The sequence below is a fragment of the Streptomyces sp. NBC_01214 genome (assembly GCF_026340975.1).
Classification (GTDB): domain Bacteria; phylum Actinomycetota; class Actinomycetes; order Streptomycetales; family Streptomycetaceae; genus Streptomyces.
Window position 1 is genome coordinate 542,857 of the sequence record NZ_JAPEOS010000003.1, and the last position, 11,933, is coordinate 554,789.

The window sequence follows — 11,933 nt, forward strand, 5'->3', positions numbered from 1 at the left end:
CGATGCCTCTCGCATCAGTACGGAGGACAGACCTGTGAAGCGCACCCTCGTTGTCGGAGTGGACGGATCCCCGGAAAGCCGGGCCGCCGCGGACTGGGCCGCGCGGGAAGCCGTACGGCGTGACCTGCCCCTGCACGTGGTCCACGCCTGGCTGTGGCAGCCGCTCGCCGTCCCGATCGTCCAGGACTGCGAAACCGAGTCCCGCAGGGCCGATGACATCCTGAAGGAGGTCGAGCAGGAGCTCACCCATCGGTACCCGTCGCTCGCGCTCACCGCGGAAGTCCTGTGCGACGCGCCCGTGCCGGCCCTGCTGCGCACCGCCAAGGAAGCCGAGATGCTGATCCTCGGCACCCGCGGGCACGGAGCCCTGCTCGGCTTCCTGCTCGGCTCCTACGGTCAGCAGGTGATCGCCGCCGCAGAGTGCCCCGTCGTCTCCGTCCGTTCCGCCCACGGCAGGCCGCTGGCCGTGCCGGAGGAGGGCGAGGTCGTCGTGGGACAGCAGGGTGGTGTGGAGGAGTCCGCCGAGGTACTGCGCGTCGCATTCGAGGCGGCCGCGGCGCGCAAGGTCCCGCTCCGCGCCGTCCGGGCCTGGAACCTGCCCCCGGTGTACGGCTACAGCCCCGGCTCGATGTGGGTAGCCGAGCAGTTCGGCGGGCTGGAGCCGTTCGAGAAGGCCGCGCTGGACCAGGCGCTGGAGCCGTGGCGGCTGAGGTTTCCCGAGGTGGAGGTCGTCGCGCACGTGGAGCGGGGCAGCGCCGGCCACGTGCTGCTGTCCGAGGCTTCGGACGCCCAGCTGGTCGTCGTCGGCCGACGGGTCCGCGAGTCGGCGGTGGGTACGCGCATCGGTTCGGTGGCCCATGCCGTGCTCCACCACGCCGCCTGCCCCGTCGCCGTCGTCCCGCACCACTGACGCCGATCGACGGTTGAAGTCGGGCCCGCCGTGGTACGGCGTGCCCGGCCCTTCCCGTGGGCGGTTCCTACTCCGCGGCCGGGACCGGGCGCCGACCGGGCGGGGTCAGCGCGTGGCTGGCGATCACTGCGGCCTGGACGCGCCGCTCCACACCGAGCTTGACGAAGAGCCGCGAGATGATGTTCTTGACGGTCTTCTCCGCGAGGAACAGCCGCTTGCCGATCTCCCGGTTGGTGAGCCCCTCGCTGACCATGAGGAGGATCTCCTTCTCCCGGTCCGTGAAGCCGGGAAGCCCCGGCACCTGCGAGTTGTACGTCCAGGATCGCGACCCAGGGGCGCAGCGCGGGGATGCGGATCAGCGCCTGTTCCGCCGTGCCCCTCACCAACCACGGTCAGGTCGGACTCGGCGTCCAACAGGTCGTGCACCCCTCTGCGCACGACTTCGTGGTCGTCGAGCAGGAAGATGCTGATGGGAACGGTCGCGCCGCTCGCGCTCGTCGCGTGGGAGTGGGCGCCGCTGCCGATCATGACGCAACTCCTTCGCCTGGTTCGTCCTGAACGCACGAACATCGGCATCCTGCCTTCCGTACGGGCCGAACGGGCAGGGCAGATCGCCCCTCATCGGCCTGCCGCTGCACGCGGCAGGGCCGGTCGGGGCAGAGGAGGAGGGACCTTCGGCCCTGTCCGAGGGCCCGCCGGGCCTTCCCGAGAGCACTCAGCACCCGATGAACTGCGGGGCACGGGGAACGGCGCGACTCGACGGAGCCGCACGCAGCGCGGAGGACACCATGACGGCCGCCTCGATTGACCTGAGGACCGTGGCACGCGACGACCGCGGCCCGAGGATCGCCCTGGCCGGAGAGCTCGACTTCCATACGGCGGGACGAGTGGAGCCACGCCTCGCCGAACTCGCCGGATTCGGCCACCGCAACATGGTCCTGGATTTGTCCGGGATCTCCTTCTGCGACAGCTCAGGCATCGAACTCTTCCTCCGGCTCCACCAGCGCTGCCGTAGCGCGGGCATGCAGCTCCTGCTCTGCGGCGTACCACCCCTGCTGGTCAAGTCCATGCAGGTGCTCGGTGTCGACCGCGGCCTCCCGCTCGCCGTGACGTGATCGAGAGGGTGTCCGAATCCCGCCCCTGGACGGGGACCGTTCGGCCCTGGTTGTCCCGTGGATCGCGGTGAAGGCTGGGACGCGGAAGCCGCAAGGGCCCATCGGGGCCGGACGAAGGTAAGCAGCATGGATCACGAAGGCAACCCACTACGGGCCCGAGAGGTCGGTGACATGACAGCCCGCCGCCACATGCGGGAGCTGGACAGGGCCGAGGCCCTGCGGCTGCTCTCGACGGTGTCCCTGGGGCGCATCGTCTTCACACAGCACGCGCTGCCCGCCGTCCGCCCGGTGAACCATCTCGTCGAGAACGAGGCCATCATCGTCCGGATACATGAGGACGGGGCATTGGCCTCTCTGGTGGCACCCGCCGACGCTCCCGGTGTGGTGGTCGCTTACGAAGCGGACGTCATCGATTCCGTCACGCACCTCGGTTGGAGCGTCGTCGTCACCGGTTATGCGAGGGTGGTGGCAGATGCCGACGAGATGGACCGGTACGCGCACTTGCTGCGTCCATGGGTGGCGCACCGGATGACCAGCACCCTGCGGATCCGTCCGGATCTCGTCACCGGGTTCCGGCTGGAGGCGGACCCGACGCAGCCCGTGCCCGCGGCCCGGGGCTGACGCCGTGCCCCGGTCCTCAGCCCCCGGTGGGGAGGGGAGCCCGCCAGACGAGCCTTGCACCCCCGTCATCCGGAGTTTCGTGAGTGAAGGAGCCGCCCAGGCTCTGCGCCCGCTCGTCGAGGTTGATCAGGCCGCTTCTGCGGCCTTGGGCCGGAATGCCCTTCCCGTTGTCCGAGACGGTCAGCACGATCTCGCCTTGGCCGGCCTTGAGGGTCACGCCGACCCGGGTCGCCTGTGCGTGGCGGGCGGCGTTGCTGAGCAGCTCGCCCAGCACAGCCATGACGTGGTCGGCGATCTGCGGTGGTACGTCGGTGTCGAGCAGGCCTTCCATGCTCAGACGCGGCGGGTGGCCGAGGGTGGTGGCCGCGTCGCCGACGGCACGGGCGGCGCGTGCCCGCAGGCCAGGGCCGCCCTCGCGGTCCTTGGTGCGCAGCCCGAAGATCGTCGACCGGATGATCTTGATGGTTTCGTCCAGGTCGTCGACCGCCCGGCCCACCCGTTCGGCGGCCCCGTCGTGGTCGACCAGCCGGGCAGCGCTCTGCAAGGTCATACCGGTGGCGAAGAGCCGCTGGATCGCCAGGTCGTGCAGGTCGCGGGCGATGCGGTCGCGCTCCTCCAGCAGGGCTATCTGCTCGGCGTCCCGGCGCCGCTCCGCCAGCTCCAGGGCGAGTGCGGCCTGACCTGCGAAGGCGACGAGCGGCTCCAGCTCGCCCTCGCCGAAAGCCGGTTCTCCCGCCGGGCGCGCGAGCAGCAGGACACCTCTGCTTTCGCCGCCCGCGGTGCCCAAAGGGACGGCCACGGCGGGCCCCAACCCTTCCTGAACCTGGGACTCAGCGGGATAGCGCTCGTCGGCCCAGGCTTGCACCGCTGTGACGGGTTTGCCGGCCAGGTGCGCCGCTCCTGCGAGCGTGCCCGCGAAGGGGACGACGAGACCTTGCCTCTCGGCTCCGTCCGCGTCGGCCGCGAACTCCACGACCAGGCCGTCGATACCGGTCACGGGCATGGCGATGTCCGCGAGGCGTGCCGCGGTGATCTCTTGTGCGCGGCGGGCGATGAGCTCCAGCACCGCCGGGCGCGAACTGCCGGACAGCAGGCTTTCGGTGATTTCCGCATTGGCCTTGAGCCATCGCTGCTGGCGCTGCGAGCCCTCGTAGAGCCGCGCGTTGTCGATCGCGACACCCGCCGCCACCGAGAGGGTGGAGATCACCGTCTCGTCCTCGGTGTCGAAGTCGATCCCGCCCCGCTTGTCGGTCAGGTAGAGGTTGCCGAACACCTCCTCGCGGACCCGGATCGGCACGCCCAGGAACGTACGCATCGGCGGGTGATGGGCCGGAAAGCCGTAGGACGAGGAGTGCGCGCCGAGATCGGTCAGGCGCAGTGGCTCCGGGTGGTGGATGACCTCCCCCAGCAGGCCGTGGCCCGCCGGCAGGGGACCGATCTCGGCGATCTCCTCATCCGTGAGCCCCACGGTCAGGAACTGCGAAAGCGTACGGCCGTCCGGGCCGATCACTCCCAGCGCGCCGTACTCGGCGTCGACCAGCAGCGCGGCCGCCTCCACGATCCGCCGCAGCACCTGGGCGAGATCAAGCTCCCGCCCCACAGACACCACGGCCTCCAGGAGGCTGTGCACCCGGTCCCGCGTACCGCGCACTTCGTCGATGCGCACCTGGAGCTCGTCCAGCAGCTCGTCCAGCCGCATCCGCGGTACCTGCGTCAACGGATCCCTCACACCCACGTACTTCCCCTCCGACGGCTCGCTCGGTTGCCCGATCCACGGTCAGCGTATCGACACGCCCGGGCCCGATGGGCATCGTTGCACGCGGATGCCAGCCGAGACTGACGTGACCGAAGCGCCGGACGAAGGCGGGGAGGATGCGCCATGGGTCTGAAGAAGGCGGTCTACGAGGACGAGCTGCTGCGACTCCAGACGGAGCTGATCAAACTCCAGGAGTGGGTACGTGCAGAGGGCGCCCGGCTCGTGGTCGTCTTCGAGGGCCGCGACGCAGCGGGCAAGGGCGGCACGATCAAGCGTGTACCAGCTCCTGCACGCATGGCCCAACGACGAAGCGGCTGGATGGTCACTCAACTGCAAGAAGACCGGATCTCGCTGCCGACTTCGACGGGGGCGAAGCCCCTCGGCGTGTTCTCGATGTCTGTGCCGTCGTAGAGGGGTTCGGCAGGCCGGTGTTCAGGATCGGGCCTCGAAGCCGGGCTTCTCCCGGTTGCGACGACGCAGGTCCGCGGAACCCTTGAAGCGCCTGCAGTCGACCAGTTGCAGGCGTGGGTGCTTTCGATGGGGAACTGCCCTTTCACGAAGCCGAGTCGACTCCGGCGGGGCAGGCTCTGACCACCAAGGAGGCCGCACGGTTCGGCCTCGGGCGTCCGGCCCGTGACCTGGTCGCCGATTCACGGGACGCGGGGTCGGTCGCGCAGGACGGCTGCTGTACGTGCCGGTCACTGGTGGGCGGCGCGTTCTTGGGCGCCGTTACGCACGCCGCACGGCGCCACTGCCGGCCGCTCGTGGCCGTCGCACCGCACGCAGACGTCTGACCGAGGGTTCGCCCCGACGCGTTCGGTTCCGACCGTCGCTGCGCAGGGCCGAAAGGCCCTGCGCAGCGACCGAACGGGACCTCCCGGAGAGTGCCGACCGGCCCGCCACCAGGGACTGTTGCCGCCGGGCATGAGGGGGCGCAAGTGACAGAGTTCAAGTGCTCCCCGAGGCGCCCCCAGAGGGCGCCCGGCCGGGCGCACATCCCATTACGGCGCCTGTCGAGCGCACCTTCCGTCTCACCTCCGGGGGACCCCATGACGTTTCACGTCGACTCCGAGACCGGCCGGCTGCGGCAGGTCATCCTGCACCGCCCCGACCGCGAAATGACACGCCTCACACCCACCAACAAGGACGAGCTTCTCTTCGACGACGTGCTGTGGGCCAAGCGCGCCCGCGACGAGCACGACGCGTTCGCCGATGTCCTGCGGGACCGCGGAGTGCGCGTGCACCTCCTCGCCGACCTGCTCACCGAGACGTTGGACGGCATTGAGGCGCGGCAGCTCGTGCTGGACCGGGTCTTCGACGAACGCGAGTTCGGCATCCTCGGCACCGACCGGCTCCGCACGCACTTCGACTCCCTGGAGCCGGCCGCCCTGACCGCCTGCCTCATCGGCGGTGTCACCAAGGCGGAACTGCTCGAGCGCACGGGCCCGATACCGAGCGTACGACTGCACGCCATGGCGCCCGACGACTTCCTCCTCGCGCCGCTGCCCAACCATCTGTTCACCCGCGACACCTCGTGCTGGGTGTACGACGGTGTGAGCGTCAACCCGATGAACAAGCGGGCACGCCGCCGTGAAACGGTTCACTTCGAAGCCCTCTACCAGCACCACCCCCTCTTCGCGAAGGGGGAGTTCCACCGGTGGTCCGACGGGCAGGCGGCCTATCCCGCCACCATCGAGGGCGGCGACGTCCTGGTCATCGGCAACGGCGCGGTGCTCGTCGGCATGAGCGAGCGCACCACGCCTCAGGCCGTGGAGAATCTCGCCCTGCGCATGTTCGCGGCGGGTTCCGCTCAGCGGGTCGTGGCCGTCAGCCTGCCGAAGAGCCGCAGCTTCATGCACCTCGACACGGTCATGACGATGGTCAGCGGCGACACCTTCACCCGATACGCCGGCCTCGGCATGCTGCCTTCCTCCACGATCGAACCGGGGGCAGGCGGGGAGGGGCTGAGGGTCACCGACCACGCCCCCGAGGACATGGACCGGGCCATCGCCGACGCGCTGGGTCTGCCGTCCATCAACGTCCTCACCCCGAGCCAGGACCTGCGGTCCGCCGAGCGGGAGCAGTGGGACGACGGCTGCAACGTGCTGGCCGTGGAGCCCGGCGTGGTCGTCGCCTACGAGCGCAACGTGACCACCAACACCCACCTGCGCAAGAGCGGCATCGAGGTGATCACCGTTCGAGGCAGCGAACTCGGCCGGGGTCGTGGCGGCCCGCGGTGCATGACCTGTCCCATCGAGCGTGAGGCCGCCTGACCACCCCTCCCGCGCCCCCGCGTCCCCGTCATCCGCCCGCCGCACACACCCCGTACACATCAAGGAGCCCGCCATGCACGACGACCTGCACCAGCGCCCGTTCGTCAAGGAACTCGATTTCACTCCCGAGGAGTTCCGCCACCTGCTGGAACTCTCCGCCTCCATCAAGACGGCCCGCCGCGAGGGACGCGAGGAACAGCGGCTGCGCGGCAAGAACATCGCCGTCATCTTCGAGAAGACGTCGACGAGGACCCGATGCGCCTTCGAAGTGGCCGCTCACCAGCAGGGCGCGCACGTGACCTACCTCGACCCGGCCGGCTCCCAGCTCGGGCACAAGGAGTCCATCAAGGACACCGCACGCGTCCTCGGCCGTTACTACGACGGGATCGAATACCGGGGCAGCGACCAGCGCCTGGTGGAGGAGCTGGCTCAGCACGCTGGCGTTCCGGTCTGGAACGGCCTGACGGACCAGTGGCACCCCACCCAGTCGCTCGCCGACGTACTCACCATGTGGGAGCACACCGACAAACCGCTGAACCAGGTGTCCTTCGCCTACCTGGGCGACGCCAGGAACAACGTCGGCAATTCCCTGCTGATCGTCGCGGCGATGCTCGGCATGGACGTACGCATGGTCGGCCCGCGATCCCTGCACAACGCCTCTGACGTCGTTGACCAGGCGCGGCGGGCGGCGGCCGTTAGCGGCGCGCGGATCACCCTGACCGAGGACGTGACCGAAGGCGTGGCCGGCGTCGACTTCGTCTACACCGACGTATGGCTCTCCATGGGAGAGCCGCCGGAGATGTGGGACGAGCGCATAGCCCTGCTCAAGCCGTACCAGGTGACAGCGAAGACCCTGGAGGCGACGGGCAACCCGGCGGTCAAGTTCATGCACTGCCTTCCGGCCTTCCACAACAGCGACACCACCGTCGGCGCCAAGATCGCTGCACGGACCGGCATGACCGCACTGGAGGTCACCGAGGAGGTGTTCGAGTCCTCGCACTCCATCGTGTTCGACCAGGCCGAGAACCGGCTCCACACCATCAAGGCCGTCCTCGTCGCCACCCTCGGCGACTGAACCGGCATCCCCTCGACCTCCGGAGAACACGTCATGCGTGTAGTCGTCGCATTGGGCGGCAACGCCCTGCTCCGCCGCGAGGAGCGGCCGGACGCCGCTGTGCAGCTCGCCAATATCCGCGCTGCCGTGTCCGCGCTCGCCCCCCTCGCGCACGAGCACGAACTCGTCATCACCCACGGCAACGGACCTCAGGTCGGCGTGCTCGCTCTCCAGAGCGCCGCCGACCGCTCCCTGAGCAGCCCCTACCCCTTCGACGTCCTCGGCGCGGAGACCCAGGGCATGATCGGCTACTGGCTGCTCCAGTCCCTGCAGAACGCCCTGCCCGAACGGCAGGTCTGCGCCCTGCTCAACCAGACCCTCGTCTCCGCGGCCGACCCCGCCTTCACCGACCCGGCCAAATTCGTGGGCCCGGTCTACGACCGGACCGAAGCGGAGCGACTGGCCGCCGAACGCGGCTGGACGGTCAAGCAGGACGGCGCCCACTGGCGACGCGTCGTACCGTCCCCCCGTCCACAACGCGTCGTGGAGACCCGGCTCATCCGGCTGCTGCTCAACTCGGGAGCGGTGGCTGTGTGCGCAGGAGGCGGCGGCGTGCCGGTGATCCGTGACGAACAGGGGCAGCTGACCGGCGTCGAAGCCGTGGTGGACAAGGACCTCACCGCCGCCCTCCTGGCCGAGGCGCTCGACGCCGACGCGCTCCTGCTGCTCACGGACGTTCCCCACGTCTCGCTCGGCTACGGCACCCCCGGCGCCGAGCCCGTCGGACGGACCACGCCCGCGGCCCTGAGAGCCCAGCAGTTCCCCGCCGGATCCATGGGACCCAAGGTCGACGCCGTGTGCCGGTTCGTCGAGCTCACCGGCGGAATGGCGGCCATCGGCGCTCTCGAAGACGTCCGAGCCATCCTCGACGGAGCCGCCGGCACCGTCGTCACACCCAGCGGCGGCTACCGCGAAGCCCGCCACGACGGAACACAGGACCTGACATGACTCTGCAGAGCGCACCCGCATCCCCGCAGCCGGCCAGAGCTAGAACGGACTCCGGCGCGCCCGACGCCCCACGGCGGCGGCTTCGGTTCCCGTCCGCCTTCACCGTCCTGTTCGTCGTCACCGTCGCAGTCTGGGCCCTGACGTTCGTCATCCCCGCCGGCCGCTACGACATCAAGGACGGCAGCCCCGTCCCGGGCACCTACCACTCCGTAGAACTGACCACCGGATTCTGGGAGCGGCTCAAAGACCTGTTCCTCGCCCCGGTCAACGGTCTGTACGGCGTCACCGATGCCGGGACCGGCCTCACCGCACCCGGCGGGACCGGCTCCTTCGCGGGCGCGGCGGGCGTGTTCCTCTTCATACTGGCCGTGGGCGCGTTCATCACCGTCACGATGCGCACCGGGGCACTCACGACGGGAGTGGCGCGCCTCGCGCAGCGTCTGCACCACCGCAGGACCCTGCTGCTGGTGGTCCTGCTGACGGTGTTCTCCCTCGGCGGGACCACGTACGGAATGGCCGAGGAAACCCTCGGCTTCTACGGGCTGATGATCCCCCTGATGCTGAGCCTGGGCTACGACCGCATGGTCGCCGCGACGGTCGTCATGGTGGGAGCCGGGGTCGGCACCCTCGCCTCGACCGTCAACCCCTTTGCCACCGGGGTGGCTTCCGACAGCGCCGGCATCGGCACGGGAGACGGCATCGTCCTGCGACTGGTGATGTGGGCCTGCCTGACGGCCCTGGCAGCCGCTTACGTCGTGCGCTATGCCCGCCGCGTCACCGAGGACCCCTCCCGGTCGCTGACACCCCTCACCGAGGACGACCTCCGCATCAAGGCCGAGGGTGGCGAAGCGGCGAAGCTCACGAGTCGCCAGCGCACGGTCCTGTACCTCTTCGCGGCCACGTTCCTCTTCATGATCTTCGCCGTCGTCCCCTGGTCCGATCTGCACGTCACCTTCCTGCCCACCCTCGGCTGGTACTTCCCCGAACTCGCCGCCCTGTTCATCGTCGCGGCGGTCGCCGTGGGGCTGGTCGGCGGCCTGGGCGAGAAGGGAACGGTGAACGCCGTCACCGCCGGCGCAGGGGACTTCATCGGAGCGGCGTTGATCGTCATGCTGGCCCGGGGAGTCACGGTGATCATGAACAACGCCAGTGTCACCGACACCATCCTCGACGTCCTACAGAGTGCGGTGGCCGATACGTCCTCCGGTGTGTTCGCCGTACTGATGTTCCTGGTGAATCTCCCGCTGGCCTTCTTCGTCCCCTCCTCGTCCGGCCACGCGGCGCTCGCCATGCCCATCCTCGCCCCCCTGGCCGACTTCGCCGGAGTGAGCCGGGCCCTGGTGGTGACCGCGTACCAGTCGGCTTCCGGATGGGTGAACCTCGTTACGCCCACCTCGGCCGTCGTCATGGGAGGTCTCGCCCTTGCCAAGATCCGCTACGACCGGTACCTGCGCTTCATGGCACCACTGATGGGTGCTCTGCTGGTGGCCGTCGCCGGATTCCTCGCACTCGGTGCGGCAGTGCGCTGAATCGCTGCGGGGCAGGCAAGTGGCCGGCTGGTCGGGACACCGACCAGCCGGCCACCGTCGTGTGCCCAGCACGAGGCGGACCTGTGGGCTCCGCCGGACGGCGCCAACAGGGCCCAGGGCGCTCCTCTGAGCCGCGACCGTGAGCTCCGGCGGGGCATGGTGTCCGTGGCCGCTCAAGGACGTGGGGACTCATGCCCGGACTGCCGGCCATCGGAGCAACTGCACGGGCGTGATTCCCGTCCTCGCTGTGGACTGGCAGTGCGACAGCGCCGACGGGCCACTGGTGGGGCGCTCGCCCCACCGGATGGCCGTCTCGCTACGGCTGCTGATGCGGATGCGCTCGCGGCGTCGGGCGGCTCCCCATCGGGGGTGGTAGGCCTGAGAGTTGCGCCGGCGCAGGCGGGCGGGCAAGGCCTGCACGGACGCTTTGGTTGAGGTGGTGGGGACGGGCGGGGGACTGGCGCAACGGTCCTTCCCGGCCGGCCTGTGGACCCGGATCGACCGCCCCATCGCGCCCCTCGCCGCGGCGGCTTCCGTCTTTTCCACCCGGTACGACAAGCAACGCACCGACCACTGCGGTCGCAGCACACCAGGAGCCCTCGTCGCGCAGCTACGCGACGAGGGCTCCTGGTGTCAAGGGGCGATGGCGTCCGTCGGGGGACCGCAGCCGGGGCGTATCCGTCCTCGGTGAGGCCCGCGACGATCAGAGATGAGGGACGACTGCCACGGGCGTCGTGGCGTGGTGCAGCACTGCGTGGGTGACCGGGCCGATGTGTGCTCCGACCGCCGCCCGGCGTATGCGCCGTCCGACGATCAGCAGCGAGGCTTCCTTCGACGCTTCCACAAGGTGGCCCGCGGGCCGTCCCACCAGGCACTGCTCCTTGACCTCGACCTGGGGGAACTTGCCGCGCCACGACCGCAGTACGTCGGTGAGTGCGCTTGCCTCGCGCAGTCCCAGCGCGACGCCGTGGCCGGGGTCGGCCGCCGCAGGGTCGTACCCTTCGACCACCGGTACGCTCCAGCCGTGCACGACCCGCAGGGTGGCCGCTCGGGCAGCGGCGGCTTCGAAGGCGTATGCGAGCAGCTCGTCGCACGGCCTGGAGAGGTCGAGGCCGAGCACCACGTCGAGGCACTGCCCCGTGCGGTCCCCGTGGTCGTTCGTCCCGGGGAGCGGTTCACACTCGGCCCGTTCCCCGGCCCGTACGGCGACGACCGGGCGCTCGGCGTGCGCGATGACGGGCAGGGACACCGATCCGGTCAGGAAGCCGGCCAGGCCACCCAGCCCTCGTGAACCCACGACCAGGACTTCCGCCTTCTCTGCGGCGGACAGCAACACCTCCGCGGGGCGGCCGTGCACCTGTTCGACGGTGATGTCCAGGCCGGGGTGCGCCGCCCGCAGCCGGTCGGACGCGTCGTGGGTGACCTGCTCGGCGTAGTGCTGTGTGGCGGTCGCCCCCTCACAGGGCGTGGTGTCCAGGCCGGTGAACGGGGCGTGGGCGAAGGCCCGTGACCAGTCCTGCCAGACGTGCAGGAGGTGCAGGGGCAGACGGCGCAGCTGTGCCTCGTGGGCGGCCCAGTCCGCGGCGGCCAGCGACTCGGCCGAGCCGTCCACAGCGGCGATGACGGTACGTGACATGATTCCTCCGGGTGAGGGGTCTTCGGGTGGT

The 11,933-nt window shown here is 70.0% G+C and carries 9 protein-coding genes and 2 pseudogenes; 8 read left to right on the plus strand and 3 right to left on the minus strand.

The genetic code is table 11. From position 1 onward, the window contains the following. The first annotated feature begins 34 nt into the window (after positions 1–34). Positions 35–910, plus strand: coding sequence for a universal stress protein (locus OG594_RS38675; RefSeq protein WP_266607081.1), 876 nt, complete (start codon positions 35–37; stop codon positions 908–910). Between the two features lie 67 nt (positions 911–977). Here OG594_RS38675 and OG594_RS38680 read toward each other — a convergent pair. Further along, positions 978–1,438, minus strand: a pseudogene (locus OG594_RS38680) (response regulator transcription factor). 290 nt (positions 1,439–1,728) lie between these two features. Here OG594_RS38680 and OG594_RS38685 point away from each other — a divergent pair. Both OG594_RS38685 and OG594_RS38690 read left to right on the plus strand, forming a co-directional pair. Then, the gene (locus OG594_RS38685) at positions 1,729–2,025 is read left to right on the plus strand and encodes an STAS domain-containing protein (protein WP_266607082.1); all 297 of its coding nucleotides are present in this window, start codon (positions 1,729–1,731) and stop codon (positions 2,023–2,025) included. 171 nt (positions 2,026–2,196) lie between these two features. Beyond that, positions 2,197–2,646, plus strand: a complete 450-nt coding sequence (locus OG594_RS38690; RefSeq protein ID WP_266608783.1) for a pyridoxamine 5'-phosphate oxidase family protein — start codon at positions 2,197–2,199, stop codon at positions 2,644–2,646. A 16-nt stretch (positions 2,647–2,662) separates the two neighbouring features. Here OG594_RS38690 and OG594_RS38695 read toward each other — a convergent pair whose 3' ends face one another. After that, on the minus strand, positions 2,663–4,345 hold the full coding sequence (locus tag OG594_RS38695; protein WP_266608785.1) for a GAF domain-containing sensor histidine kinase: 1,683 nt from the start codon (positions 4,343–4,345) through the stop codon (positions 2,663–2,665). 180 nt (positions 4,346–4,525) lie between these two features. Between OG594_RS38695 and OG594_RS38700 the strand changes: the two are divergent. The 5 genes and pseudogenes from OG594_RS38700 to OG594_RS38720 all read left to right on the plus strand — a co-directional run. Beyond that, positions 4,526–4,681: pseudogene (locus tag OG594_RS38700) on the plus strand (polyphosphate kinase 2); the annotation flags it as partial. A gap of 770 nt (positions 4,682–5,451) precedes the next feature. Further along, on the plus strand, positions 5,452–6,675 hold the full coding sequence (locus OG594_RS38705) for an arginine deiminase (RefSeq protein ID WP_266607083.1): 1,224 nt from the start codon (positions 5,452–5,454) through the stop codon (positions 6,673–6,675). Between the two features lie 73 nt (positions 6,676–6,748). Further along, entirely contained in the window at positions 6,749–7,750 is a 1,002-nt protein-coding gene (gene argF / locus OG594_RS38710; protein ID WP_030817742.1) for an ornithine carbamoyltransferase, read from the plus strand. A gap of 33 nt (positions 7,751–7,783) precedes the next feature. Then, positions 7,784–8,737, plus strand: coding sequence for a carbamate kinase (arcC, locus tag OG594_RS38715; protein ID WP_266607084.1), 954 nt, complete (start codon positions 7,784–7,786; stop codon positions 8,735–8,737). After that, a complete protein-coding gene (locus OG594_RS38720; protein ID WP_266607085.1) occupies positions 8,734–10,266 on the plus strand; it encodes a YfcC family protein in 1,533 nt (510 codons plus the stop codon). The genes arcC and OG594_RS38720 overlap by 4 nt, the downstream gene beginning before the upstream one ends. A 703-nt stretch (positions 10,267–10,969) precedes the next feature. Here OG594_RS38720 and OG594_RS38725 read toward each other — a convergent pair. Then, entirely contained in the window at positions 10,970–11,902 is a 933-nt protein-coding gene (locus OG594_RS38725; RefSeq protein WP_266607086.1) for a universal stress protein, read from the minus strand. Positions 11,903–11,933 lie beyond the last annotated feature (31 nt).